Genomic DNA, 26,604 nt, shown 5'->3' with positions numbered 1-26,604 from the left:
GGTTCTGTCAGCTTTCCGTTTCTGACAGCAGATTCGGCAGTTCCCACAAGCTGTCAAACTGATAGGTAGGTTTCATCTCCCTGCAAACCTCTGCCACACCGTGACCGTAACTGGCCCAGCAGACATCCATGCCAAGGGTCTGGGCAAACCCGATATCCGCTGTCGTATCACCCACCATGAGGCACTGCTCCGCCCCCCAGCCCGGCAGCATATGGGCCAGACGCTGCGTGAAAACCTCCTTCTCCGGCTTGCGGGGCAGCCCCTCTTCAGCACCGATGGACGCCTCAAAAAACGGCTCCAGCTGAAACCGGGCAAGACTGTGCCGCAGGGTCGGGCCGTGCTTGTTGCTTACGGCAATCATCCTGTAGCCCCGCCCCTGGAGAATCTGGAGCACCTCACGGGCTCCGTCATACAGATAGGTTTCTTCCTCATCCGCCTGGGCATAACGCTGGCGGTAGGCAGCCACATAACGCTGGGCCTCATCCATGGAGGCCCCTTCATCCACAATGCTCTGATAGAACCCCTGTAGCGCATCCCCCTTACCCAGCCGCTCCTTCAGGTAGGAACGGGGCGGTGGCGTCCGGCCAATATCCGTGAAGGCCTCCTCCAGACTCCGCAGGATGGCAGGGCGGGTCTCGGCCAAAGTGCCGTCATAATCCAGCAGAAGAATGGGGTAACGTAGCATGTGGGCTCTTCCTTGCTCTCAATTCTGTCCTGAACGGGCCATGATCTGTTCCAGACCCGCCGTCAGACCAGCTGCATCATCCGTCACGGGCAGCGTGTCAGCGTAATGACCTTCCGGTGTCATGACCACAAAAGATGGAGCCGACTGATAGTAACTCTGCCCCGGCTCCAGCGCATAGGGCGCATGGTAGAGGCGTGTCATGGCCTGTGTCATGTTCGGGGTCGCAAAGACCGGGAAGATGTGCGGGGCTACGCCCATCACATAGTCCTTCAGCGTGTCCGGGTCTTCCGCCCGGGCATCCAGCGAGACGACCAGAGGCAGGACAGGCTGGCCTTTCTGCTTCATCGTCACGAGGGTCTGGTCCAGAGCCTTGAGCGGAGGCTGGCAGCGTTCCGGCGGGCAGCGTGGGTCCACAAACCAGACGACCGTCCATGAGCCCCGGAAGTCACCTTCCGTCACCATGCCACCACCAAGGGAAAAGACCCGGAAAGAGCCGCCCACCACATTGCCCTGTGCGTGAACCCGTGCCCCTTCATCCGCCCCTGTGGAGAGCCAGTAACCACCATAGCCCAGCAGCCCTGCCAGCAGGATCAGCCCCAGAACGACCAGCCCGGCCCGACGGACGACTGTTTTCTTCGGGTCAGTTTCCGGGCCTGCCCCGGTCTTCGAACGGTCCGTCATGTCTGTTCCTGTCTCCTCATTCCTGTCCGGCTGCATCAGTGCGCCTCAGCCCAGTTCTGGCCAAGCCCCGTTTCCACGGAAAGAGCGACATCCAGCCTGGCCACGGATTCCATGACCTCCCTCACGAGGGCCGCCGTCTCCTCAGACTCGGCTTCCGGGACTTCAAAAAGCAGCTCATCATGTACCTGAAGCAGCATCCGGGCCTTCAGCCCGGCCTCGGCCAGACGGTCCGGCAGGGTGACCATGGCCTTCTTGATGATGTCCGCCGCTCCACCCTGCAGGGGAGCATTGATGGCCTGACGCTCGGCATAGGACCGCTGCGCTGCCTGCTTTGCCGTGATTCCCGGCACATAGCAGCGGCGACCGAAGGGGGTCAGCACATAACCCTTCTCCCGGGCCTCTTCCTTCATCTTTTCCATATAATCCCGGATACCGGGATAGCGGTCAAAATAGGCCTCGATATAGCGTTTGGCCTCGCCCTGCGGCACCTGAAGCTGCCGGGCCAGCCCGAAGGCCGAAATGCCGTAAATGATGCCGAAATTGATGGCCTTGGCCCGTCGCCTTGTCAGCGGGTCCATCTCTTCCAGCGGGATGCCGAACACTTCGGACGCCGTGCGGGCATGGATGTCCTGCCCGTGACGGAACGCATCCAGCAGCGGCTCAATCTGCGCCACATGAGCCAGAAGACGCAGCTCGATCTGGCTGTAATCGGCAGACAGAAGCCTGTATCCCGGAGCCGCCACGAAAGCCTGACGGATGCGTGCCCCCTCCTCCGTGCGGATGGGAATGTTCTGGAGGTTCGGCTCGTTGGAGGAGAGACGCCCCGTGGTCGTGGTCGTCATCTGGAAGGTGGTATGCACACGCTGGGTCTTCGGGTCCATCAGCTTGAGCAGCGCATCCGCATAGGTGGATTTCAGCTTGGCCAGACGCCGCCAGTTCAGGATTGCCGTCGGCAGATCATGGCCCTGCTCGGCCAGCTCTTCCAGCACACGGGAATCCGTTCCCCACGAGCCCGTTTTGGTGCGCTTGCCACCGGGAAGGCCCATCTCATCAAACAGGATTTCCCCCAGCTGCTTGGGCGACCCGATGTTGAAGGGCCGCCCCGCACGGTCATGAATCCCCTGTTCCATCTCCGCCATGCGGATGGCGAAGTCCTCCGACAGGCGGCGCAGCTCATCGGCGTCCACCCGCACGCCAGCTTCCTCCATGCGCTCCAGAACGGTGATGAGCGGGCGTTCCATTTCCTCATACAGGGCCGCCGCCTTCTGGCGGGGCAGCGTCACACGCAGCACCTCCCAGAGGCGCAGCGTCACGTCGGCGTCTTCCGCTGCATAGGCAGTCGCTTTATCCAGCGGCACCTGCGTGAAAGGCACCCGGTTGCGCCCCTTGCCCGTCACGTCATCATAGGGAATGGGGGTATGATCCAGATGCAGGCGGGAGAGTTCATCCATGCCCTGCCCGTGCGCCCCGGCGGACTGGGCGTAGGACAGCAGCATTGTATCATCCAGCGGGGCAATGACCTCCAGACCGGCCTGCCGCAGGATGGTGAGGTCATATTTTGCATTCTGGAAAATCTTCAGGACGGCCTCATCAGCCATCAGCGGGGCCAGCTGATCCAGCGTTGCCTTCACGTCCAGCTGGTCGCCCACGGGAGCTTCCAGCGTGCCTTCATGACGGAACGGCACATAACAGGCCCTGCCCGGAGCCACGGCCAGAGACAGGCCAACAATTTCGGCCGTGCGGGCGTTCAGGCCGGTTGTTTCCGTATCCACGGCCACACGTCCTGCGGCACGGGCGGCGTCGATCCACTGGGCCAGCGTGTCCCTGTCCGTGACGGTCTCATAGGGACCGAAAGGAGCCTCACTGCGGGGTATCTCCCCGGCATCCTGCCCCTCTGCCGCAGCTGAGGCCGGGCTGGCCTCGGGCCTGCGCTGTGCCGGGTGGCGGGCCTTGCCGCCAAAACCCATGCGCTGGAGAATGGAAGAGAACCCCATGCTCTCCAGCCAGCTCCGCAACGTTTCGGCGTCCGGCTCACGGGGACGCAGCTCATCGACAGGTGTCGGCACGGCCACATCATCCGCCAGCAGGACAAGCTGCCGGGAAATGCGGGCACCTTCGGCGTGATCGATCAGATTCTGCCGCCGCTTGGAAGGCTTCATCCCGGGGGCTGCGGCCAGAACGGCCTCCAGCGATCCATATTCATTGATCAGCTGCGCCGCTCCCTTGGGGCCGATGCCCGGCACGCCCGGTACGTTGTCGGTGGAATCCCCCATGAGGGCCTGCACATCCACCACCTTGTCTGGCGTGACGCCAAACTTGGCTTCAACCTCGGCCAGACCGATGGGCTTCTGCTTCATCGGGTCTTTCAGGGAAACACCGGGGCGGACAAGCTGCATCAGGTCCTTGTCTGACGAGATGATGGTGCAGCTGCCGCCCTGCTCCACGACCAGGCGGGCATAGGTCGCCAGCAGGTCATCCGCCTCCCAGCCCGGCAGCTCGATGGCCGGAATTCCGAACTGGTCGGTCGCCTGACGAATAAGGTCGAACTGGGGGCGCAGGTCTTCCGGCGGTTCGGGGCGATGGGCTTTATAATCAGGGTAAATGTCGTTACGGAAGGTCTTGCGGCCTGCATCGAAGATCACGGCCATCGGCTGGCCTTCATGCTCCTTGATGAGCCGGGAGAGCATGTTGGTGAAGCCATAGACGGCATTGACGGGCACACCCTCCGGGCTGCTCATGGGGGGAATGGCAAAGAAGGCACGGAAAATGAACCCCGAACCATCCACCAGAACCAGATGTGTGTTTTCTGACGTCACGCCGTCTTTCTCCCCTGCCCGTGCTGGCAGATCAGTCTTGCAGATGCTTTCTTCTCTAGCCGATTTCCGCCGTTTTAAAAACGGCCCCCTGTCCGTCATGTCCGCATTTCTGCTCATGGGCCTGCCCGGAGGATGCCAGACACCCCCAGCCCCCCGGAGCCTGCCCCACCGCCCTGCCGAGGCGGCTTACATCCCAGCCAGCGTGACGGTTGCCCTCTCCGATGGCCGCAGGGCACCGGTACGGCTCTACCCGGCAACTGTTCCCCAGCGTGGTATCATTCTGGCCTTTCATGGCTTTGGAGACAGCCGGGACGCCTGGGAGGTCATGGCCCCGGCCCTCAACAGGGCGGGCTTTCTCATCATCGCACCGGACGTGCGGGGCTTTGGCGAATTCCCCGCCAAAGGGGGATGGAGCACGACCGACAGGATGGTTGCCGATGCCGTGGAGGAAACCCGCTGGTGCCAGCAGCACTGGCCCGGCCAGCCCCTCCATCTGATGGGGGAAAGCATGGGGGGTGCCCTTGCCCTCCTGACCAGCACGGCCCTGTCGACTCCCCGCCCTGACGGGCTGATCCTTCTGGCCCCGGCCATCATGACGATTGGTGAGCCTTGGCAGACCCTTCTGGAAGGCTGGAACCTCATCACGCCACAGGCACGGCTGACGGGTGCGCATATGCCGGGGCATCATGTCGCCACGGCCAATCTCAGGGCCATGCGCCGCATGTTCTTCGACCCGCTGACCCGCCACGGCACGAACGTGCACGCCCTGCGAGGGCTGACGCATCTGATGGCCCGTGCGCTGGCGCAGGCACCCTCCGTACAGATACCGACCCTGCTCGTCTGGGGAGACAGGGACCAGTTCGTCCCCGCCTCTGCCACACGTCGGCTGATACGGCAGGCTCCGCCATCCCTCTTCCGGCTGGATGAGCTGCCCCGTGGGTATCACCTCATCACCCGTGAACCGCAGGACCGTCCGGCCAGGGACATCATCTCATGGATCGAGCGGCCTGACCGCTTTCTGCCCTCTGGCGGAGACAGTGCCGCCACCATGTGGCTCTGGCTGGAACAGACACGCTGACATGGATGAAAAAAGAGTGCCGCAAGGGCTAGGCAAGCACGCCACTTGCCGTTAAAAGTACCGCCAACAGGGACCCGTAGCTCAGCTGGATAGAGCGTTGCCCTCCGAAGGCAAAGGTCGCGCGTTCGAATCGCGCCGGGTCCACCATGGATTTTCCCAATTTTCTGGCATTTTACCGTCGAGTCCGGCATCACTCCACAAGGAACTGATCCGATTTGAACTAAGCCATGGTATTTTTTGATCAGATCGAAAATGATTCTGAAGAAAAATAGCCTCGATCGTTCATTCCTACAAAGGAATCCTCTAACGAGAACAAGCAAAACAGCACTGAAGAATAAACTTATTATTTAAGTCAATCCAAGCGACATTTCTTACAGCGGCTGATCAGCAAGTCCCATATAAAGTAAATTTTATGCTCCTTTTAAAGGAACAATCCACCATCTGATAAGAGTTAGAGGGTATAATCATATGTTATGGATATAAACTCCATCTCTTGATCTTGGTATTTACCTATCATGAATTTCTCATTCGTTTCTTATTCACCCTTATGCTGTCTTTCTCCGCTTTTTTCCAAGAACTTACAATATTTTCATTCCGAAGACGCTCTAATATTTTAATGTTCTCCTTACTGTCCTCAATACGAAGCCTGCTGGTGCTTTCATCAGAAAGCTGAAGATAAACACCCCCTAAACCACACAGAATACGCAAGAAAACATCTTTTCCAACCTGATCAATCACTCTTACCAAGAGTCCTACAAAAATTTTATCATCAATCCTCTCAAGGCTACGTACAGCCCTTTCCAATACCGCTCCAACAATAGGAATATTTTTTTTATAAGCATATTTTATTATTTCCTCCCAGGAAGATCCATCAAAAACTTCCATGAAGTTTTCTGCGTTCTGGACAATATACTTTTTAATATCCGATGGAATTTTCTTATCTTTAAAGAGTTGAGTTAGATCTCCTGCAACGAGATCAGGAGTCATATACGACCGAAAATTCTTGGACTTACTTATGAAATCAGAACGTGCTGACCATTCCATTTGAAAGAGTCGTTCATAAGATTTTTCATCATCAACAATAATATCCCTCTCAATCAGCCATCCAAAGAGCTTGTTGTCTCGTGAGACAATTTTATCAACTTGTAGATACTTTCCTAACTTCAAATCAGAGACCAATTTCGTCCGTAAGTCGGATGAAAAGAAATTATCAGGACAATTAAGAATACAATATGCTATATTTTCACGCCTCGTTTCCCCTTCGTCAGAATTATTCTCATCTATCACTTCAACTTCCGATATACCCTCTTTGGCCTTAAGTAAAGAAGCAAGATTTTCATCCACTTCTCCATTTTCTCCAACATATAAACAGATATTATGAAGTGTCGGTTGAAATCTTCCAGTTTCCGCCAAAAGGGGCCAGACATCATCAGGAAGAGACTCTATTTTTTCCACCACACAACTATCATGAACATTAATTAATACATCTTTAAGGCAAGAAACATTATAAGAAAAAAGCTCTCTAATTACTTCAACAAAAGACTCATTATTGTCTATAGAAAAAACTTTCCCCTTGATAACTTCAATATACTCGGAAATTTTGGACAATACATAATCATATACTTCCTTATTATTGCTTCTAATTCTATTAAGTGAAATACTATCCTTTGAAAGGTCTGCGGCTAAAGAAATATTTTCACATGTAAGCTTATAAATATTTTTCCTTACGAAAGCCTTCTGAAGTTCCTCACCAAGATACCGCAATGCAGGCACACATACCTTAGCTCTCCTATAGAGTTGAGAAATACTCTCAGCATTCTCATGAGACATTCTACCAGACAGAACAGAAAATTTATCATAATTTTCCAACAAATAATCTGCCACAGATTCATCTATGCTTTGCTCTTTGAGACAAGATATGTCGGACAATATCCCATTTATTAAAATTATCCGAATGTTATTGTTAAAGTCCTCTCCACCTATGAAGTGAAAAATAATCTCAGATGAGAATTTAGCCAGTTTTTGAGCAAGTTTTATCTTGTCCTCATTCGTCACCAAATCTGACTTATAATAAGAATTAAGAAACTTTTTTTCATGTTTTCCTAGAAGACTCAATTTTCTAGAAATAATATCTAAACCATTCTCTTCCTTATCTAGAAGATATTTTAGAATATCAATATTATAAAAAGAATATTTTGAGGAAATTTCATCCCTATAATCATTAATGATATTCTCAACATCACAATGATCCAAGTGAAAATATTCATCCATAACGTCACACTCTATATGATGGATGATAAAATTCATTGCATTGGAACTAAAATAGGAATCATGGTAACGGGTCGTATATAAAGAAAAATTGCGTCCAACATAGCCGTGCTCGACAAGTTGATAAGCCAACTTGCTCTGCAATAGTGTACGAACTTCTGTTATAAAATCTTTGTCACCTTCCTCCGCATTGGAGACCTCCATAGAACTTGAATAAGTTATCAATTCATGAAAGTCACATACATTCAAATATCTATTTTCTTTATCTAATTTCTCTATCTCCTTTTCCAGATTCTCTCTATCCAACTCCATCAACTTTAGAAAATCCACCTCACGCCCTACCAAATCACAGATACGATCTCTCGATAGATTTATTTTTAATTCTTCAAACTGACTTAGATAAGCTGACCTACTTATACGTTCATTACATTCCCAGACAAGATTGTAAGCCCCCTGTTCAATATCCATCCAGAATTTAGAAGATTTCATCTCATCCATAGAATGATGAACACTACCAACAGTAAAATTCTTAACATTAACAGAAACACCCATATCCCGCCCCACATTTTCTATGTATTTTTTTATTATATCATGTAGCCGCACACTATTCCCTTCTAAATTTTCAATTTCATTCAAATTATCTCTCATCTCTTTTATCTTAGTAGCATTCAAATTTATGCGTCTATTAATAAATTCACGGCTCATCCTATACAAATCATCTATCCTGCTTTTTCTAAAGCGTATGTTTTCAAAATCTTCTAAATGAGTATTTTTATACACAACCATCGCAAAAAGCTCATTATCCTTCAATTTAAGAGCTTCACCACCTCCTGAGAAAATCATTTTTCTGAATACAATAAATTCATTCAATATATTCTTTAGTAACCTCATATCCGGAATGGCTGACATGGCTATATTGATCAACTTATTATCAATCTTATGATCTTTAATTTTCTCATCAATTATATCTTTTGCAAGACTCTTGGATGTCAAATATGTCACGAAAGGGACAATAGGAATGATTATATCAAAAAATTTTGTTCTATTAGAGTTGACCGCTTCCTTATGAACAAATCCGTCCAAATCCGTCTCACCTTCTCTCCTTTCAAAAATACTATCCTTTACAGCATAAATAAATCTAATATTCTTTTTTATTTGAGGAGAATTATTTAACAATGTATTCAATGAACGTAAAGTATCAAAAATATGACAGTCATCAAAACGATCGATATCCTCAAAAATTACTATATCCTTTTTAGAAGTATCAAAAAAATAGACAATCTCATCAAGATATTGATCAAAATACGACGCAGAATTTTCATCCAATGAAACAGTAGCTGATCCTGCTGATAACTGCTTTACTCTAATTCGTCCATCAAAAATCTTAAACAGACAAAATATAGAAACAAAAAAGACAAATGGAAATACCGCATATGACAAAGGTTTATATGCATATAATAAAGGAAACTCCTTTAGAATTTTCTCCACCCACCCCGCAAGAAAAAAGATAACGGTTAATATCACGCTTGCCCAAAAAGATATGAATATACATCTCATACATTGAAAACGCTCAATTCGCCTGAAACGTGACGCAGGAGCCTTTTTAGGACTTTCTCTATATAAAAGCTGCTTGACAATCTCTTTCTGAATCTGGTTTGTTAGCGTCATTGCTTGTGGAGGCAAAGTAGCTTGCTCCTCATTATCTGGAATATTACTTTCTTTTATTTTCTCATATGTGCTTTTCCCAAATAAAGATAGAGTGGATAAGGACAACTCAATTACACCATTCTTACCTGCTGTAAATTTCTTTAGAATACTGCTTTTCCCCGTTCCATAAGGACCGGATAGAGCTATATTAAGATTTTCCTTATTCTTGAGAGCTTCCTCAAGTGCTTTTACATATGTGCCATGTTCCTCTTCTATGTAGGCAGGTTTCAGCGAAACCAAAGAAACATCAAAATCACAACAATTTTCATCAATCATATTTTTTACTCTCCAGCCATAGACTCACAGTCGTTCACTGTCGTCTCAAAGCTCCATTTTCAGCAACATGACCTAACACATTTCTCATGTCCGGCTCCACACGCATCACCCTCCAAAAGAACAAGAAAAAACAGACATTGGGAGCATTTATAGTGCCGATACGTGTATTGATTCCGAAATGAAGATTCCCATGCATAAATAAAATATAATTCATCATCGAATAAATTAAAAATCGAAACTTTAATGAAATTACAAAATAGTATAAGTCAAGCTGGGGATACACTTGTAAAATCCATTAAAAAATTTTGACAAAATCATTTTCTTGACACTAGAAATCTACCTCCACGCCAGAATAATTCTCACTTTAAGAGACGTATACATCGTCAGCCAATACAAAATAACCCCTCCCATCTCACATCCCAGAGAACACTCTACGGCCCCCCACACTCAACCCGCCATGGAAACTTTACCCTCCAGATTTGCCTGAGCCTTGGAGCCTTCCCCACACAAGAGGGGAACCAGCCCTCACCCCAGCAGCTCCTCGCCCACATAATGACCATCAAGACGCCCCGGGCAGGCGAACAGGCCACTGCCTATGTGGGTCGTGTATTGGTTCATCATGTCGAATTTCGACATGCGCTCGAATATCCTGGTGAAAGCCGTGCGAGGGTCCTGCTGATAGGCGAGGAACATCAGCCCGGCGTCAAACTCGTTGCCCTGCCGCCACGGGGGCCAGCGTTCGGCAATGTAACTCAAGCCGTTATCATAGGAATAAGACCGCCTCAGCAGCTCCGCACCGCCATTCTCCTGCGGGGCGGCAAGGCGGGCGTGTGCATTTTCAGGCGTAATGGGGTTACCGTCTTTATCCGTCTGCTTCAGCGTTAGGGGTTCATATTCATGATGCCCCCCAATGGGGGCACCGCTCTGCTTCCGACGCCCCATCGTCTCCTCCTGAAAGCCCGTCCTCGTGCGGTCCCAATGCTCCAGGGCAATGCGGATGATGCGGGCCACAAGATAGGTTCCCCCCTGCATCCACGCTTCGTCCGTCGGGGCTGCCCAGAGGACCCGCTTCGCCACGGCGGGATTGGCTATATCGGGCTGTATGGTGCCATCCTTGAAGCCCATCAGATTGCGGGGTGTCTGATGCCGGCCAAACTCCGGTGAAAAACCGGTCTGTGCCCAGCGTGGGGTTGCCCTGCCGTCGGCCAGACGGGCCAGGATGCGGATGGCATGAAAGGCCGTCTGCGGATCCGTCGCACAGCTCTGGATGCAGACATCACCTCCCGTATGGGCCGGAACGAGCTGATCCCCCGTAAAGCGGGGCAGGTCGGCCAGCGGAGCCGGACGCCGGTCCGCAAGACCATACCGGTCTTTCCCCTCCTTCGTGAACAACCCCGGCCCGAAGCCGAAGGTCAGGGTCAGGCTCGCCTGCTCCAGACCATCCACATCACCGGAATCAACAAGATGCGGGGCGGGCCGGTGCGCCATCAGGGCCTCGGCGGCCTCCGTCCATGCCCTCATCATGTCGGCCACATCGGCCTTCTTCTCCGCCGTGAGATCAAACGTGATGAAATACAGGAACGGCAGCTGCGGCAGCATGATGCCGGGCTGATGACGCAGGGAAGAGGCCATCGCAAGGCTGGTGGCGGGGCGCATCAGCTCCAGCCCTGCCAGCCCCAGCGCCCCCCCCAGAAGAGTGCGGCGGGAAAGAGAAAATGTCATGGTTCTACTTTCACGGAAGGGCAACATTGAGCGTGTTCATGTCATCTTCGACATAATAGAATCCCCTGTTGTCAGGGGTCATCGCCAGACCGAACAGGTCGCCATTGCCCGGGGGCTGCTGGGCCTGGTCATTGTCCACCCACTGGGCATAGAGCTGTTTCTTCGCCACGGGGTCTATCTCGACAACCTGCCCGTTGCGCCCGTTGGCCACCAGCAGGTGATGCCCCGGCACCCAGATCATCGCCAGTGGCCAGTTGAGCAGCTGCCCTCTGGTGATGATACGCCCCACGGCATCATTCTGACGTGTCACGGGGGTCGTGCGGTTCACGGCATCATCAATGGCCGTGACCTCCTCATCATAGCCATCCGTGACATACAGCGTGCCGTCACTGTCCAGAGCCAGTCCGGTTGGCCCAAAAAGAAAATTGTCACGATCGGCACGACCGGCAAACCCGGTCGCTATGATTGACTGTCTGTCCAGCACAGGGGGCTTACCCGGCGGAACATGCAGATTGAAACGCATGACCGTCGCATTGTGCAGGATGGGTGGATAATGCGTTGCCGGGTCCAGAACATAGGGGCTTGGCAGCCCCGCCGCCGCCATGGAGATGAAAAGCGTGGCCGTGTCTCCGTTATCAATGCTGGCAATATTCCCCCACGGCCCCGTAATGTCCGGTCCTTTCCACGCCGTGGCGAATTTTCCGTTGGCATCAAAAACCAGAAGGCAGCCATCCCCCTTCGTGCCTGTTGTCCCATCCTTGCTTGGCGTGCTGCCAACAATGACCCAGCCCGCCTTGAGCACCGTCAGGGCCGTCGTGAAGCCGATCCCCCCCGGGCAGGCTGCCAGATTGGCCGGAGCACTGGCAAACAGGCGTATGTTTTTTGTCACGGGCGAATAGGCCACGATGGTCGTGCCGGTTCCCTGAAGATTGTTCACATTGTTGAAGTTGGTGATGAGCACCTCATCCTTCTTCAGGCTGCCCATGTCCTGCGGCACCAGATAGATCGCATAGGGATTGAGATCGCCATTGCCCGGACTTGTGGAGGCCAGCATGGCATGGCGGTGGATGGTCTCCAGAAATCCCTTCGGAGCAGCCTCCCCTCCCTGTGGAGCAGACACGGCAGCGAAAGCGAAGCAGGCCAGGCCGGGCAGAACTCTGCGTAGAAACTGTTTCATGAAGCACCTCCTACAGGGCAATGATCGCACGCAGACCAAGGACGGCAATGTCCTTCACGCGCCTGTCAGGGTGAAGAGTGTTCGGCACCCCACCTGACGGATTGAAAATGTACTGGAAGTCCGGCTGGAGCTGGAGCCAGCCTGTCATCTGGCACTGATACATCAGCTCCATGTAGGTTTCCCCGCTCTGGGACGGCATGTAGCTCCCGTTGTAGAACCGGGTCGCCCTGTCAAATTTGGCCAGCGCCTTGCTGAAATGCGTGTAGCCCATGGCAAGCCCCAGCGTGTCATCCTGCCGGTATGGCAGCGGGTCCTTGAACGTGAAGCCGAAATTCAGGCTGAAATCGTTGGGCGCACGGTCGGACTGCGGCGTCCCCATCGCCCGGCCAAAGACATTGAATGTCCGGTTGGGATCGTAATGGCTGTGCCACAGCATCTGGTCCACCACCGCATACAGGCTGAAAAGGCCACGGTGACGGCGAGCCACGCCACTGCTGGCCGGAGACGCAAGCGGCACGTGCATGTTGTCCCAGTACTGGTCCGCAAAAGGCTCGGAATCATACCAGGCCCCGATGCGATAGACCCGTGAGAGCGCATCGGCCTGATCTGGCGAGACCATGGCCCCCAGGGCGGGATAGACATACTGGAACTCCACCAGAGCCAGCACACCCCGGTTCAACACGAAACTCGTCCCGGATGGATTGCTCTTCTGAGCATCCACACTGACATTATGAGCAGGACTGCCACTGAACACGCCAGCCTGCACATACAATGGCGTGGCCATCCAGTATTTCGCCCTCACCCCCAGTGAGGAGAGCGGATAGGCCGGTCCGCCACCGGGCATGTCCGCCGAAGGCACCATGGGCCAGCCGAACATGGTGTTGGCAAACACGAGCGCATTGCTGCTCACCATCCATTCCTGGTCCAGGCTCTGCTGGCCAATCTTTATGTCCAGAGCCTGCTGGTCCAGAAATTTCTGGTCAAACCACATTTCCCACAGGCGGGTGGAACGGTCTGCCTCGATCCCGCTGATGGTCTGGGCCACCTGAAGATTGTCATCACTGAGACTGCGCCCATGTATCTGTTCCATGCTGACCTGAAAGGTACCACCGTACCAGCCAAAGGCCCGCTGCGTATTCAGTTGCAGCACCGCAACAGTCAGGCCGTCATAGGCGGCTCCCCGCCGTGTTCCCCCCGTGACATTGCCGAAAATCTCCGACGTCTCCTGAAGGGCAAAAACCAGCCCCGCCTTCCCCATGGCTGTCCGCAGGCCCCACATGCTGCCGAGCAGGTTGGAATCCCGTTTCCAGTTTGACAGAAACCCGAAGAGGCCGTCTGCACTCTCATCCCCTGCCGCTGCGGCATTGCCCAGATTGACCACGGGGGCACGGGCCTGAGCTGTACTTTCCATAAAAAACGAGAGCAGGCCAATCACTGCAACCTGCACAGCACAATAACGGGACCGGGTGAACAGCCTTCTGAAAGTAAGGGTGGGCATGGCGGCTCCGATAACTGTTAATGATTCTTATTATTGATATCGGAAAAATTTTTCGATTCAATTAAAAATTGATTCTCATTCGCAATTGAGAGACGTTACCAGCACTCTGAACAGCCCATTCCCGTCAAAGAAGCAGAATTGCCATGATGTCTACTCCCCACCATGATTGAAACACGAAGACAGCCCGCAGGCCCATCCGGTCATCTTTCAGAACGTCTCTGCCACAATATCAGGAGGACACATCATCATGCTTTCCACCTCATGGGTCTTCTGGGCTCTGCTTTCAGCAGTTTTTGCTGCACTGACAGCTCTGTGCGCCAAGATTGGCGTCAACAACATTGATTCCGACCTGGCCACCTTCATCCGCACGCTGGTCATACTCGGCGTACTGGGGATGATCTTGCTGATTACAGGCAAATTTCACGAGACCAGAGGCTTCAACATGCGGGGCTGCCTGTTCCTGCTATTATCCGGTCTGGCGACGGGGGCCTCATGGCTCTGCTATTTCCGTGCCCTAAAGCTGGGCGATGCTGCCCGTGTTGCCCCCCTTGACAAACTGAGCGTTGTTTTCGTGGCCATACTCAGTGTCACCGTCCTCGGGGAGCAACTCTCCCTCAAGGGCTGGCTGGGAGTCCTGTTCATCGGGCTGGGAGCCATTCTGGTCTCCCTGGGGTAGACCTTTCTCCCCTTTATCAGTCGCCACAAAAAAACGGACCCACCCAGAGGGCGGGTCCGTTTTCTTCAGAAAAGACTCTTCCGTCAGAAGAGGGAGGCAGGCCTTCCCTCTTCCTCCAGCTTACTCGCCTTCTTTACCGGTTTCTTCTTCAACCGCAGCCGGCTCTTCCGTCGTTACGGGAGCCAGACGGCTGGCAAAGTTGCAAGCCATCAGGTAGCAGACGACCGCCGTACCGAGAGAAGCAAAAGCCGTGTTGCGCTCACCCGGATTGATCAGCATGGCCACGAATACCAGAATGATGGCACCCAGGCACAGGAGGCTGAGATACGGGAAAAGCGGCAGGGTGAAGTGCTTGCTCGTCCCAGAGCGTTTGCTCCGGCGGCGCAGCACGATGTACGTCGTGGAAATCAGCGCATATGTCAGCAGGATCAGACCACCACTACAGTTCAGCAGGAAGCCGAAAATCTCGCTCGGTGCAAAAATCGAGGAGAAGGCGACCAGAAGACCAGCCACGGAGCTGATGGTAATGGCCATGCGGGGCGCCTTGTCCGGCGACGTACGCACCAGAAACGCCGGGGCATCACCCTGGATGGCCAGCTCTGTCAGAATGCGGGACGTGATGTACATGCTGGAGTTCAGGCAGGACAACACGGCGCTGAGGATGGCGATCTGCATGATCAGCGCAGCACCCGGCACACCCATGGTCTGAAGCACGGCCACGAACGGGGACTTGCCCGGATACAGGCTCCACCACGGCACGATCATCGTGATCAGGCAGATGGAGGAAACGTAGAACATCATGATGCGCAGGCCGAGTGTCCGCGTCACACGGGAGACATTCTGCCCCGGATCAGACGTCTCGGACGCCGCCACGGTGGAGATCTCGGAGCCCATCATGGTGAACAGCACGGTCGGCACCAGCGCCAGCAGCGGCACGATCCCGTTGGGGAAGAGCCCACGACGACCAAACAGGTTGTGATGGACCGGCACACCCGGACCAAAAACATGCAGGACATACAGCAGCGCCAGCAGGATGAAGGCCACGATGGTGAAAACCTTGATGCTGGAAAGCCAGAACTCGCACTCACCAAAAATCTTCGGGGCAAAGAAATTCACAAACTTCATGCTGAGGATGAGGATGATCGACAGCAGCCAGACAGGCAGGTCGATCCAGTCCCGCAGCATCATGGCACCAGCGATGGCTTCCGAGCCGATCACGACCACCCAGAAGAACCAGTAGAGCCAGCCGGAGGCAAAGCCGATCCGGTCACCATGCGCAAGGCGGATATACTCCACGAAGGAGCCACGCCCCGGGTCGCTGACAACAATCTCGCCAAGCATCCGCATGATCCCCATGATCAGGAATCCGACGACAACGAACACAAGCGCAATGCCTGGTCCCGCTTTGGCAATGGCGGCACTGCTACCAACAAAAAGCCCGGCGCCGATCACGCCGCCGAGGGCAATCATCGCAATATGACGACTCGAGAGCCCCTTATCTTCGGCCTGAGCCTGGTCAGTGGTGGGTTCCTTCATGAAAAGGTCCTTATGAATAGTTGGCTGTGCAAATCGCCCATCCAGTAGATGACGGGTTCTCCGCTAAGTCATTCCCATTTTGTAACATCTACTGTCAAAATGGAAGCCGGAACAGATTAAAACTCCGTTCCTTCTCAGAAGTGACGGTAAAAATAAAGCTCCAGCACACCTGATGTCCCATGTATGGGCGGCATAGGCATGCCTCCCGGAACACCGGCCTTTGCCAGTGCCTTTCCCGCTGGCCCCGCAAAAGCAACACCGCCAGCGATCGCTCCTGATGTGTTGCCATCAAACGTGTATTCTGCGGAGAAATCAAGCTCATCCGACATGTGGCTCCCCACATTGCGAGACAAACCCGACCCTGTGGGGTAGAGAAAAGACAGGTCGTAGAAATGCAGGCCGAGCTTCAGCTCGTCCGCCTTGCGCAACAGATGGACGGGTGGGACACCTGTCAGATCCACCTGATGGATCTCCATATTGGACAGGGGAGACAGATACATGCCCGTGATTTCCCCCGGCCAGTAGCCACCATAGGTATACCGGCGCCCATCGTACAGAAAGTACGTATCATAATTGTGCTTTGTCCGGCTATGTGGGTTTTTCCCCCCGCTGAAACGGGTGTAACGGTAAAAGACGTGCGGCTTCCATGGCAGGCTGGTGAACGTATAGCCTGGCTCGATATATGTCGAATAGGCACTGACCCCCTTGTAACCATTGCCCGCATGGCTGTTCTGCTCGGAAACGAATGTGCCATAGAGCGTGAAGTGCTTTGAGATGCCCAGCGCCCGGATGGGCACGAACGTACCACCCCAGCTCAGCTGACTGACATTCATCCCCTGCCTGTCCCCACGATTGGCGTAGTCGTAGGCTGAACCGATATTCGCCTTCCGCACATGAAAATAGGTCAGGGTCAGATAAGCCGCCCTGTCCTCGTAGACGGCCCCGCCATCCCCTCCTGGCCTGCTGCGAAACCATGTGATGTCAAACCCCTCAAACTTGGTCTCCGGCCTGTCATTATTGCGGGTCTGCTTGTTGTTGGTGTTGTTCTCCAGCATGAAGACATCCGCCCGCAGCGCCTTCCCCTGATATTTGATGACACCAGGGCCGGAAAAGGCAAACCGGGGCGCATACCACCAGGCGCCACGATCCCCGGAGCTGTAAGCACCCTTCCCCATCAGAAAGCCATCATCAATCTGGAACTTCTGCCGTCCTCCCTCAATGATCAGCTTCCGCTCCTTGTTGAAGGGCAGGTCTATGCCCAGATTGGCCTCCTCCAGCGTGACCGCACGAGGGGTCCGTGTCGTCTGGGAAATGCTCTCGGCATCGCCATCCCCCAATGTCGTGGAGCCAATGGCCGATGCCTGCCCGAATACGCTGAACCCCCAGGGCGTTTTCCACTGCCCTGCAAGAATGGGTTTGCCGTACAGCTCGGCATACGTCGTATCCTTGATGAGGGCATAGCCGCCCGTCCGCTTTTCACGGTACGACCCTGTCCCGAAGTTGGTATTGGGCAGAAAGAACGCATCACCCCCAATATCCAGAGAGGCCTTGAGAGAAATGTTTCTGGTCGCAACAAGTGTCTGGTCAGCATAAGCATCAGAAATCACATAAACGTTGCCCAAAGCGGCCAACGAAACGAAGAGTTTCCGCAGTTTTGATGACATATGAGGAACCTTTTGGAAATTTTCCTCACAATTTTATTACAGAAGAACCGTTCCTTGTCTATCGAGCGTCTGACTTGTTTATCAGTACATTCTATGAAATGGAGACAATATACAATTTATTCTTTTTCTTCATCATGACGATACTGCCTCACGAAAACACGCTCTAAATGGCAGTTTATTAACCCTTCCACGCCCTGTTCCGTATCAAACCGGACAGAAGAACAGAAACGGAATGATGGGCGCTAATATTAAAAATGTTTATAAAAATAAATTTCCATTACACCGGAAGCTCCATGGATCTTCGGCATGGTCTGTCCATCCGGCACGCCAGCCTTGGCCAGTGCCCGCCCTGCTGGACCAGAAAAGGCAGCACCCGCTGCAATCGCACCGGATGTATTCGCATCAAAAGCATATTCTGCTGAAACGTTGACTTCATCCGACATATGTCGCTTCGTACCCGCAGGCAGGCCTGCGCCCGTGGGATACAGATAGGCAAGATCGTAAAAATGCAGGCCAAGCTTCAGCTCATCATCCTTCTTCAGCAGATGGACGGGCGGCACACCGGTAATGTCAAACTGATGGACCTCCATGTTGGAGAGTGGGGACATGTTGTTCCCCACAATCTCCCCCGGCCAGTAACCGCCGTACGTGTAACGGGCACCATCATAAAGAAAAAACGTATCGTAATTGTGCTTCGTCCGGCTGTGGGGATCCCGCCCCCCGCTGAAGCGGGTGTACCGGTAGAAAACATGAGGCCGCCACGGAACCCGGGAAAACGTATAGCCCGGCTCCACATAGACGGCATAGGCACTGACCCCCTTGTACCCATTGCCTGCGTGGCTGTTCTGCTCGGAAACAAAATTGCCATAGAAGGTGATGTTCTTCGTGAAGGGCCGGCTCTTCATCGCAAAGGGCGTTCCCCCCCAGCTCAGGGCCGTCACGCTCATGCCCTGCCGGTCCGCCCTGTTGGAGTAATCGTAGGCCGCTCCCTTGTCGGCATGGCGGACATAAAAATAGGTCAGCGTGACATAGGCCGCCCGGTCTCCGTAGGACGAGCCGCCATCTCCATCCGGACGGCTGCGGAAGAGCGTCACGTCAAAACCGACAAACTTCGTTTCCGGCTTGTCATTGCCGTAGGTCTGCCGGTTGTTGCTGTTGTTCTCCAGCATGAACACATCGGACCGGATGGATGTCCCCTCATACTTGATGACCCCCGGCCCGGAGAAAGCAAACCGGGGCGCATACCACCAGGCCCCACGCTCACCAGAGCTGTAGGCTCCCTTCCCCATGAGAAAACCGTCATCAATCTGGAATTTCTGCCGTCCCCCCTCGATGATCAGACGTCTTTTCCCATTCAGCGGAATCTTCACGCCCAGATTGGCATCCTCAAGATTCACCTGCCGGGGCGTGCCGGAGGTCTGGCTCACGCTCTCTGCATCGCCGTCACCCAACGTCGTGGACCCGATGGCCGAAACCAGCCCGAACACCGAAAAACCCCACGGGGTCTGCCATGTGCCTGAAAGCATGGGCTGGCCATACAGCTCACCAAGACCAACATTTTTCGTGCGTGTGTAATAACCCGCCTTGTGCGGTGCATAAGAGCCCGTGCCAAAATTGGCATTGGGGAAATAAAAGGCATCACCCCCAATATCGAGAGCGGCATTCAGGGTGATATCCTTGCGGGAAAACAGGGTCACGTCCGCAGATGCTTCAGAAGCGGTAAAAACACCAGCCGACATTGCAGCTGTACAAAGCAGTTTCCGCACCCTTGCCGCCATGACCATCCTTATTCTCAGGCTGTTCTGGCGGCTTATTACCTCATGTCTGCCATATAATCCAGAGAATGCAGCCCAGAGAATGTTACGATCTCGGAAAAATATCTCGAAAGAGCCTGCGCCTCATGTTCTCCACAGGCAGCCCGCCTTCCCTCAGCCCGGTACGCCGTCACCGCCGGTGATGCCCCAGACCTGCCCAGTCACGTAGCTGCTCTCCTGAGAGGCCAGGGTGACATAGACCGGCGCAATCTCCACCGGCTGTCCGGGACGGTAATAGGGTGTCTCCTGTTCACACAAGAACGTCATGACTTCCTCCGTGACCACAGCTTCCGAAGAAAGAAGGCAATGCCCTCAATCAGAAGAACAAGAAGGACGATGCCAACCACTTCGAAAATCCCTGCCATTATCAGGAACTTCTTGACGACCTTCTCAGTAGGACGACAAGCAACCTGTACGTCCGAAAGATTCAGCTTGGACGTACAGACCATGACTGTCTCGCTACCCTTGGGCATGGTCATGGTAATGGTGGCAGGAATGGAGAGGGGAGCAGCTTCGGCAACTACAGGAGCGGCGAGAAGCAGACCAATGACAAGAGCCGCCACACCGGAGAAAAACGCCCGCCTGCCCACGGATGACACGCCCTCGCCTTCATGGCTGGCAGCAGCCTCACCTGGCCGGGTCGTATCCATCTCATCTCGGAACATGGGGCATCTCCTGTTCAACAGCTCTTCCTGATGAAGACGACCTTCTGCGAATATCGGCCATCACGTCAAGCTGTTTCAGTTCAACAGCTCTTCCTGATGAAGACCACCTTCTGCCCCGCCCCGCACGTCAACTGCCCTCCCGGAGCGCATCAAACGGTTTCACGTCACGATCCGTTTACATGACCATGCACGGCCCGTTCCGGTTCAGGAATGGTCTGGAAGGGTCATCCCGGTCCGTCACGGGCGCAGCTGCCCTGTTCCGTGCACCTCATAACGCCATGTCATGAGCTGGGCCGGGCCAACCGGGCCACGGGGCGGCAGGCGGCCTGACATGATGCCGATTTCCCCACCCAGTCCGAATTCACCACCATCACTGAACTGCGTCGAGGTGTTCCACATCACGATGGCACTGGGGACACGTTGCATGAAATACTGCGCCACGGCCTCATCTTCCGTCAGGATCGCCTCCGTATGACGGGACGAGAAGCGGACAATATGCGCCAGTGCCGCATCCACCCCTTCCACGACGGAAATGTTCAGAACCTTGTCCAGCCATTCCGTGGCAAAATCTTCCTCCGTGGCAGCGGGCAGTTCCGGCAGGATGCTGCGGGCGGCCTCGTCAGCCCGGAAGGTGCAGCCCTCCGCTGCCAGATCGGCCACAAGCTGCGGCAGGAGACCCGGAGCAATGGCAGCGTCTATCAGGAGCGTTTCCGTGGCCCCACAGATGCCGGGACGGCGCAGCCTGGCATTGCGCACGACCCTCCAGGCCAGCTCATGATCCGCCGCCGCATGGACGTAGCTGTGGCACAGCCCCGCCGCATGGGCCAGAACCGGCATCCGTGCCTCGGCCTGCACACGCTCCACCAGCGTACGCCCGCCACGGACCACAGTCACGTCGATCAGCCCTGCCGCACGGAGCATGTCTCCCACATGCTCCGGTCCGGCATCCGGCACCATGAGCACGGCATCCTCCGGCAGGCCAGCACGGGCCAGCCCCTGCTGGATCACATGATGCAGGGCCTGTGTGCTGTGAAAACTCTCCGGCCCGCCCCGCAGCAGCAGGGCATTGCCGGACCGGATGGCCAGAGTGGCCGCATCTACCCCAACGGTGGGCCGCCCCTCATGGATCATCCCCAGCACGCCAAGTGGCGTGGCCACACGACGCAGCTTCAGGCCATTCGGCTGCTGCCATGCGGCCAGAACCTGTCCGACCGGGTCTTCCATGCCCGCAAGGGCGTCCACGCTGCGGGCCACGCCCTCAAGCCGTTCCGCCGTCAGGGTCAGCCTCTCCTGAAAGAACGGGCTGAGACTGGCCTGCTCAAGGTCCCGGCGATTGGCAGCCAGCAAGGTTTCCGTTCCGTCCCGCAAGCCTGCGGCCACATGGCGCAGTGCCGCCGTCCGCTGCCCTGCCGGACATACGGCCAGAATCCCGGCTGCCTCACGGGCACGCCGTGCCAGCACATGCATGGGCGGGACGTGAGCGTCCGTCTGCGTTCCTGTCGGCATGGGTCTTTCTCCTCCATCTCCACCGGCCCGGCCTCCCGCTGCCGGATGATCCGCACCATCCATCACCAGCCCCATCGTGCCGATCTGGACCGGCATGGCAAGGTCACTCCGGCAGAAACCCGCCATGCCCATGTACCGCCCCTGCTTGACAGGCCGACAACGGCCCCGCATCTCTTGAGGCATGTCCTCCACCGCCACACAGCCACCAACCGTCCACTCCCTCCGCCTGCTGGGGATTCTCAGCGTCCTGATGGGGTTTGCGGCCATCTCCACCGATTTCTATCTGCCGGCCATGCCCACCATGGCGCAGGCCCTGCAGGCGCCGGGAGGTGAAATGGCCTGGACGATCTCCGGCTATCTGGTGGGGTTCAGTTTCAGCCAGCTCATCTGGGGGCCGGTCAGTGACCATTATGGCCGACGGCTGCCCATTGCCATCGGGCTGGTCCTGTTCACTCTCGGGTCGGCAGGCTGTGCCGCTGCTGGTTCCATCACGACGCTCATCGCCTTCCGCCTCCTTCAGGCCATCGGGGCCTGCGCCAATGTCGTGATCGCCCGGGCCATGGTGCGGGACCTCTATCACGGCCACCGTGCCGCCCAGATGCTCTCCACACTGATGACCGTCACGGCCATCACGCCTCTGCTGGCCCCGCTGGTTGGCGGACAGATTCTGGCCTTCTGGGGCTGGCGGGCCATCTTCGTCAGTCTGGTCTGTGTGGGCCTCATCATGCTCGGCAGCCTGTTCTTCCTGCCGGAGACTTTGCCGAAGCGGGATGAACGCCCCCACTCCGTTCTCCATGCCTTCTCACACTATGCCCACCTCATCCGCCGCCCCCGCCTGCTGGGCTATGCCTGTGCCGGCGGCTGCTACTATGCGGGGACGTTCGCCTACATTTCCGGCTCCCCCTTTGCCTATATCAGCTACCACCACGCCTCCTCCCTGCTCTATGCGCTGCTCTTCGGAATGGGCATCGTGGGCATCATGACGGCCAACATGATCAATGCCCGGCTGGTCCACGCATGGGGCAGCGACAGGCTGCTTGCCATGGGGGTCATCATCAGCGTTCTGGTCTCGCTCTGGCTGGTCGCTGATGTCTGGGCTGATTATGGCGGACTGTGGGGGCTGTTCCTGCCGCTCTTCCTCTATGTCGCCATGGCCGGATTCATCGTGGCCAATTCCCTCTCCGGTGCCCTGCATGATGACCCCGCCCATGCGGGCACCGTCTCCGCCATGACGGGAGCCGTCCATTATGGCAGCGGCATCATCGGGTCCGGGCTGGTGGGGCTGCTGGCGGATGCCACACCCCGCCCCATGGCCACGATCATCTGCGTGGCCTCGCTGTTCAGCCTCGTCTTCCTGCTGCTCATCCGTGATGGCAGGAAGGGCTGAAGGCCGGCCCGCTTCTTACGGGTTCAGCTCGCCCCGCTCCAGCCAGCCTGCAATCTGCTGCATCCCCGTCTGGATGTCGGAGAGCGGGAACTCATAGGCCCATGTCTCGCCCGTTTTCGTCTTCGCCGTCAGCTGTGCCGTCTTCCCCGATGACAGAGCCTGCACGGCACTGACCGGAAGCTCCTGCTGGGCCATGCAGCCTGTCTCGTCACAGGATTGCAGGGGCAAAGGCACGGCCTGCCCGTTATCCACGCTCAGCTGAAGAGTGGCCTTCATGTCGAACGGCAAGCGTGTCGGCAGGTTCAGGCTGATCTGCCAGGGCTGTTGGGCCAGCGGCTTCCTGATGAGGTCTGGCGTGGCATGAGCCAGCAGGAAAAATCCGCTATCCATCGTCGTCCCCGTCATGCGTTCCAGCTGGATGGTGCAGAACTGCGTCCCCTGTCGGCTGCCCTTGGCCGGATAGGCACAACCATAACGCCATGGCCCGGCAAAAGCGGACCGGGCCGTTACTCCCGGATGTTCAGCCGCCATGATTTCCGGCAGACCTCCCCCTTTTTCCGTCACGGCTTCCACAGCTGCGGCCCGACCATCCTTCGACCCAGCCGCAGAAGCTGGCACGGCAGACAGCAGACCAAGTGTCATCACCATGACGGCATGAGGGCGTCTGAACATCTTTCTTTCTCCTTCTACGGTCATGCCGCCACCGTAACACCAACCGGCACACACATCATCAGGAAAACATGGACCATGCCGTCACCGCACGCTCCCGCCATCCGCAATGCGCTGCAACACATAAGGCAGGATACCCCCCTGGGCGACATAGGCCAGCTCAGCCTCCGTCTCCAGCTGGAGGGTGGCCTGCACGACCTGCTCCATGCCATCCGGTGCCGTAAAACACACACGGACAGGCTGCCGGGGCTCAAGCCGGGCCGGAAGGTCGATGCTCACTTCTTCCTGCCCCGTCAGGCCGAGCGTCTGACGGGTCACCCCCTTGGGAAAGGTAAGGGGCAGAACCCCCATCCCTGCCAGATTGGCCCGGTGAATCCGTTCGAAATCCTCGGCAATGACAGCCTTTACCCCCAGGAGACGGGGGCCTTTCGCTGCCCAGTCCCGTGATGACCCCATGCCGTAATTCCGCCCCGCTACCACCACCAGCGGTACCTGCTCCTGCTGATACCGGGCAGCAGCATCGAAAATGGCTCCTTCCTCCCCATCTGGCCAGTGCCGGGTCACGCCACCCTCACTACCGGGGATCATCTCATTACGGATACGGATATTGGCAAATGTCCCCCGTGCCATGACACGATCATTCCCACGGCGGCTGCCATAAGAGTTGAACTGCGCCGGTGAGACGCCATGCTCCTCAAGATACCGGGCAGCAGGCGAACCGATGGCAATCGTTCCGGCCGGAGAAATATGATCCGTCGTGATGTTGTCCCCGAACAGGGCCAGAATCCTGGCCTTGCGGATTGGCCCCGTCACGCCGGCAGCCTCCTCCAGCCACGGCGGTGACTGGATGTAGGTTGAAGACCCATCCCACGCAAACGTTGCACCGGCCTTGCCGTCTCCCAGTGCCTGCCACTGGGCAGGCCCCTGCTCCACAGTCGCATAGCCACGGGCAAAGGCCTCCGCCACGACGGACTGCGCCATGAGATTCGCCACCTCATCCCCGCCGGGCCAGATATCGGCCAGCATGACAGGCTGACCGGCCTCATCATGGCCAAGAGGTTCCACCGCAAGATTCCGTGTCACGGTCCCGGCCAAGGCATAGGCCATCACGAGCGGTGGGCTGGTGATGTAATTCAGCTTCGTATGAGGGGAAACACGCCCCTCGAAATTACGGTTCCCGGACAGCACTGCGGCAACTGTCAGATCATGCTCCGTGATCGTCCGGGCAATGTCAGCCTGCAAGGGGCCGCTATTGCCGATGCAGGTCGTGCAGCCATAACCAACGATCTCAAACCCTAACGCACTGAAATCCTCCAGCAGACCGGCCCGTTCCAGATACCGGGTTACGGCCTGGCTGCCCGGGGCCAGAGAGGTCTTGATGCGCCGTGCCACCTTCATGCCCCGCTGACGGGCCTTCCGGGCCAGAAGCCCTGCTGTCAGCATGGCCGCAGGGTTGGATGTATTGGTGCAGGATGTAATGGCTGCCAGCACGACATCCCCGGCACCAAGGCTTTCCCCCGCAAGGGCGGCATCCTTCGTGCAGATGGGGAAACGGACATCCCCCTGTCCTTCAGCCGCCAAGGCGGCCCGGCTGGTCTCTGCCACGGCAGGAAGGTCATGACGCTGGGAGGGTGTTTTCGGCCCGGCAACAGAAGGCTTCACAGTCCCCAGGTCCAGACGCAGCACAGTGGTGAAAAGCGGTGTTTCATTACCCTCCCGGAACAGTCCCTGCTGCCGCAGGTACGCTTCCACGAGCCGGACATGATCCGGCGAACGGCCTGTCAGGGTCAGATAGTCCATGGCCAGTGCATCGGGTGGAAAATAGCCGCAGGTCGCTCCATATTCAGGTGCCATGTTGGCAATGGTGGCCCGATCCGCCACCGGCAGGTGGTCCAGCGCCGGACCGAAAAACTCCACAAACTTGCCGACAACCCCTTCCGCCCGGAGTTGTTCTGTCAGGGTCAGCACGATGTCCGTCGCTGTCACGCCGGGAGCGGACCGTCCCTCCAGATACACCCCCACCACATCGGGCAGACGCATGGCAATGGCCTCTCCCAAGGCGGCGGCTTCGGCCTCGATGCCACCAACACCCCAGCCCAGAACACCAAGGCCGTTGATCATGGTCGTATGGCTGTCTGTTCCGAAGACCGTATCCGGGAAAAGGGTCGTCACGCCCTCTTCCTCCTTCCGCATGACCAGCGGAGCCAGATATTCCAGATTCACCTGATGGCAGATGCCGGCCTCTGGCGGAATGACCCGGAAATTGTCGAATGCCTGCTGCCCCCAGCGCAGAAAGCTGTACCTCTCCCGGTTGCGGCTGAACTCGTGGGCCACATTCTGCTCCAGAGCATCTTTCTGCCCCGCCACATCCACTGTCACGGAATGATCGATCACAAGATCTACAGGGATGAACGGATTGACCTCCTCCGGATCGCCACCCAGCCGTTTCATGCCGTCACGCATGGCGGCAAGATCGACCACAGCGGGAACACCTGTAAAATCCTGCATCAGGATACGGGCCGGACGGAACGGAATCTCACCTTCGGCATGGCAGGTCTCAGCCCAACCCGTCACCAGCGCCGCCGCATCATGCTGCCCCTGCCGCAACACGTTCTCCAGAACGATCTTCAACACATAAGGCAGGCGTTGCGCCTTCTCCCCCGCTCCGGCCAGAGCATGGGGGAGCGATACATATCGATAACTCTGCCCCTCATGCTCCAGCCTCTGCCATGGAATGCCCCCCTGCCCGGCTGTCCTGTCTGTTCCAGTCATCATGCCC

Annotated in this window: 18 protein-coding genes and 1 tRNA gene; 4 read left to right on the top strand and 15 right to left on the bottom strand. The window is 55.8% G+C overall.

What is annotated here, in order from left to right; genetic code table 11:
- Positions 1-7 precede the first annotated feature (7 nt).
- The 3 genes from GM608_RS02460 to polA are packed head-to-tail and all read right to left on the bottom strand — an operon-like array spanning position 8 to position 4,182.
- Entirely contained in the window at positions 8-685 is a 678-nt protein-coding gene (locus GM608_RS02460) for an HAD family hydrolase (RefSeq protein ID WP_333644948.1), read from the bottom strand.
- A gap of 18 nt (positions 686-703) precedes the next feature.
- Positions 704-1,366: an SCO family protein gene (locus tag GM608_RS02455; protein ID WP_043561521.1), complete on the bottom strand. Its 663-nt coding sequence runs from the start codon at positions 1,364-1,366 to the stop codon at positions 704-706.
- Positions 1,367-1,401: 35 nt separating this feature from the next.
- Positions 1,402-4,182, bottom strand: a complete 2,781-nt coding sequence (gene polA, locus GM608_RS02450) for a DNA polymerase I (RefSeq protein ID WP_333645111.1) — start codon at positions 4,180-4,182, stop codon at positions 1,402-1,404.
- A 97-nt stretch (positions 4,183-4,279) separates the two neighbouring features.
- On the opposite strand from polA, the gene GM608_RS02445 reads away from it, so the two are divergent.
- The gene (locus tag GM608_RS02445; RefSeq protein ID WP_333644947.1) at positions 4,280-5,260 is read left to right on the top strand and encodes an alpha/beta fold hydrolase; all 981 of its coding nucleotides are present in this window, start codon (positions 4,280-4,282) and stop codon (positions 5,258-5,260) included.
- 70 nt (positions 5,261-5,330) lie between these two features.
- A tRNA-Arg gene (locus GM608_RS02440) sits at positions 5,331-5,407 on the top strand.
- Between the two features lie 366 nt (positions 5,408-5,773).
- Here the strand turns inward: GM608_RS02440 and GM608_RS02435 are convergent.
- The 4 genes from GM608_RS02435 to GM608_RS02420 all read right to left on the bottom strand — a co-directional run bounded on the left by GM608_RS02435 (position 5,774) and on the right by GM608_RS02420 (position 13,908).
- Positions 5,774-9,511 (bottom strand): hypothetical protein, encoded by a 3,738-nt coding sequence (locus GM608_RS02435; protein ID WP_333644945.1) that lies wholly within the window; start codon positions 9,509-9,511, stop codon positions 5,774-5,776.
- A 525-nt stretch (positions 9,512-10,036) separates the two neighbouring features.
- Positions 10,037-11,233 (bottom strand): Dyp-type peroxidase, encoded by a 1,197-nt coding sequence (locus tag GM608_RS02430; RefSeq protein ID WP_333644944.1) that lies wholly within the window; start codon positions 11,231-11,233, stop codon positions 10,037-10,039.
- A gap of 10 nt (positions 11,234-11,243) precedes the next feature.
- Entirely contained in the window at positions 11,244-12,410 is a 1,167-nt protein-coding gene (locus tag GM608_RS02425) for a hypothetical protein (protein WP_154981623.1), read from the bottom strand.
- A 10-nt stretch (positions 12,411-12,420) separates the two neighbouring features.
- The gene (locus tag GM608_RS02420) at positions 12,421-13,908 is read right to left on the bottom strand and encodes a carbohydrate porin (protein WP_081562965.1); all 1,488 of its coding nucleotides are present in this window, start codon (positions 13,906-13,908) and stop codon (positions 12,421-12,423) included.
- Between the two features lie 247 nt (positions 13,909-14,155).
- On the opposite strand from GM608_RS02420, the gene GM608_RS02415 reads away from it, so the two are divergent.
- Complete coding sequence (locus GM608_RS02415) at positions 14,156-14,584, top strand: EamA family transporter (protein ID WP_043561539.1); 429 nt, start codon at positions 14,156-14,158, stop codon at positions 14,582-14,584.
- A 120-nt stretch (positions 14,585-14,704) separates the two neighbouring features.
- Here the strand turns inward: GM608_RS02415 and GM608_RS02410 are convergent, their stop codons facing one another.
- The 6 genes from GM608_RS02410 to GM608_RS02385 all read right to left on the bottom strand — a co-directional run bounded on the left by GM608_RS02410 (position 14,705) and on the right by GM608_RS02385 (position 21,769).
- Positions 14,705-16,120, bottom strand: a complete 1,416-nt coding sequence (locus GM608_RS02410; RefSeq protein ID WP_052349139.1) for an amino acid permease — start codon at positions 16,118-16,120, stop codon at positions 14,705-14,707.
- Positions 16,121-16,254: 134 nt separating this feature from the next.
- Complete coding sequence (locus GM608_RS02405) at positions 16,255-17,784, bottom strand: hypothetical protein (protein ID WP_192848005.1); 1,530 nt, start codon at positions 17,782-17,784, stop codon at positions 16,255-16,257.
- 248 nt (positions 17,785-18,032) lie between these two features.
- Positions 18,033-19,481, bottom strand: a complete 1,449-nt coding sequence (locus GM608_RS02400) for an alginate export family protein (RefSeq protein WP_227449654.1) — start codon at positions 19,479-19,481, stop codon at positions 18,033-18,035.
- 231 nt (positions 19,482-19,712) lie between these two features.
- The gene (locus tag GM608_RS02395) at positions 19,713-19,865 is read right to left on the bottom strand and encodes an SDR family oxidoreductase (protein ID WP_086431145.1); all 153 of its coding nucleotides are present in this window, start codon (positions 19,863-19,865) and stop codon (positions 19,713-19,715) included.
- Positions 19,862-20,263, bottom strand: coding sequence for a hypothetical protein (locus GM608_RS02390; RefSeq protein WP_276830478.1), 402 nt, complete (start codon positions 20,261-20,263; stop codon positions 19,862-19,864). Before GM608_RS02390 ends, GM608_RS02395 begins: the two co-directional genes overlap by 4 nt.
- 237 nt (positions 20,264-20,500) lie before the next feature.
- A complete protein-coding gene (locus tag GM608_RS02385) occupies positions 20,501-21,769 on the bottom strand; it encodes a glutamate-5-semialdehyde dehydrogenase (protein ID WP_333645110.1) in 1,269 nt (422 codons plus the stop codon).
- 181 nt (positions 21,770-21,950) lie between these two features.
- On the opposite strand from GM608_RS02385, the gene GM608_RS02380 reads away from it, so the two are divergent.
- A complete protein-coding gene (locus GM608_RS02380) occupies positions 21,951-23,156 on the top strand; it encodes a multidrug effflux MFS transporter (RefSeq protein ID WP_333644941.1) in 1,206 nt (401 codons plus the stop codon).
- A 15-nt stretch (positions 23,157-23,171) separates the two neighbouring features.
- On the opposite strand, the gene GM608_RS02375 is transcribed toward GM608_RS02380, so the two are convergent.
- Together GM608_RS02375 and acnA are read right to left on the bottom strand one after the other, a co-directional pair.
- Positions 23,172-23,828, bottom strand: coding sequence for an invasion associated locus B family protein (locus GM608_RS02375; protein ID WP_333644940.1), 657 nt, complete (start codon positions 23,826-23,828; stop codon positions 23,172-23,174).
- Positions 23,829-23,909: 81 nt separating this feature from the next.
- Positions 23,910-26,597 (bottom strand): aconitate hydratase AcnA, encoded by a 2,688-nt coding sequence (acnA, locus tag GM608_RS02370; RefSeq protein ID WP_333645109.1) that lies wholly within the window; start codon positions 26,595-26,597, stop codon positions 23,910-23,912.
- Positions 26,598-26,604: the final 7 nt, after the last annotated feature.

Origin of the sequence: Bombella sp. ESL0380 (assembly GCF_009725805.1) — a bacterium.
Taxonomy (GTDB): Bacteria; Pseudomonadota; Alphaproteobacteria; order Acetobacterales; family Acetobacteraceae; genus Bombella; species Bombella apis.
The sequence above is the reverse complement of the archived record's forward strand: the minus strand, read 5'-3'. Positions and strand labels throughout refer to the sequence as shown.

Coding starts and splice junctions, on each gene's coding strand:
- acnA (WP_333645109.1), bottom strand. CDS start 26,597: ATGACTGGAACAGACAGGACAGCCGGGCAGGGGGGCATTCCATGGCAG.
- GM608_RS02435 (WP_333644945.1), bottom strand. CDS start 9,511: ATGATTGATGAAAATTGTTGTGATTTTGATGTTTCTTTGGTTTCGCTG.
- GM608_RS02380 (WP_333644941.1), top strand. CDS start 21,951: ATGTCCTCCACCGCCACACAGCCACCAACCGTCCACTCCCTCCGCCTG.
- GM608_RS02445 (WP_333644947.1), top strand. CDS start 4,280: ATGTCCGCATTTCTGCTCATGGGCCTGCCCGGAGGATGCCAGACACCC.
- GM608_RS02390 (WP_276830478.1), bottom strand. CDS start 20,263: ATGTTCCGAGATGAGATGGATACGACCCGGCCAGGTGAGGCTGCTGCC.
- GM608_RS02410 (WP_052349139.1), bottom strand. CDS start 16,120: ATGAAGGAACCCACCACTGACCAGGCTCAGGCCGAAGATAAGGGGCTC.
- GM608_RS02415 (WP_043561539.1), top strand. CDS start 14,156: ATGCTTTCCACCTCATGGGTCTTCTGGGCTCTGCTTTCAGCAGTTTTT.
- GM608_RS02395 (WP_086431145.1), bottom strand. CDS start 19,865: ATGACGTTCTTGTGTGAACAGGAGACACCCTATTACCGTCCCGGACAG.
- GM608_RS02420 (WP_081562965.1), bottom strand. CDS start 13,908: ATGCCCACCCTTACTTTCAGAAGGCTGTTCACCCGGTCCCGTTATTGT.
- GM608_RS02460 (WP_333644948.1), bottom strand. CDS start 685: ATGCTACGTTACCCCATTCTTCTGCTGGATTATGACGGCACTTTGGCC.
- GM608_RS02455 (WP_043561521.1), bottom strand. CDS start 1,366: ATGACGGACCGTTCGAAGACCGGGGCAGGCCCGGAAACTGACCCGAAG.
- GM608_RS02430 (WP_333644944.1), bottom strand. CDS start 11,233: ATGACATTTTCTCTTTCCCGCCGCACTCTTCTGGGGGGGGCGCTGGGG.
- GM608_RS02425 (WP_154981623.1), bottom strand. CDS start 12,410: ATGAAACAGTTTCTACGCAGAGTTCTGCCCGGCCTGGCCTGCTTCGCT.
- GM608_RS02385 (WP_333645110.1), bottom strand. CDS start 21,769: ATGCCGACAGGAACGCAGACGGACGCTCACGTCCCGCCCATGCATGTG.
- GM608_RS02375 (WP_333644940.1), bottom strand. CDS start 23,828: ATGTTCAGACGCCCTCATGCCGTCATGGTGATGACACTTGGTCTGCTG.
- GM608_RS02405 (WP_192848005.1), bottom strand. CDS start 17,784: ATGTCATCAAAACTGCGGAAACTCTTCGTTTCGTTGGCCGCTTTGGGC.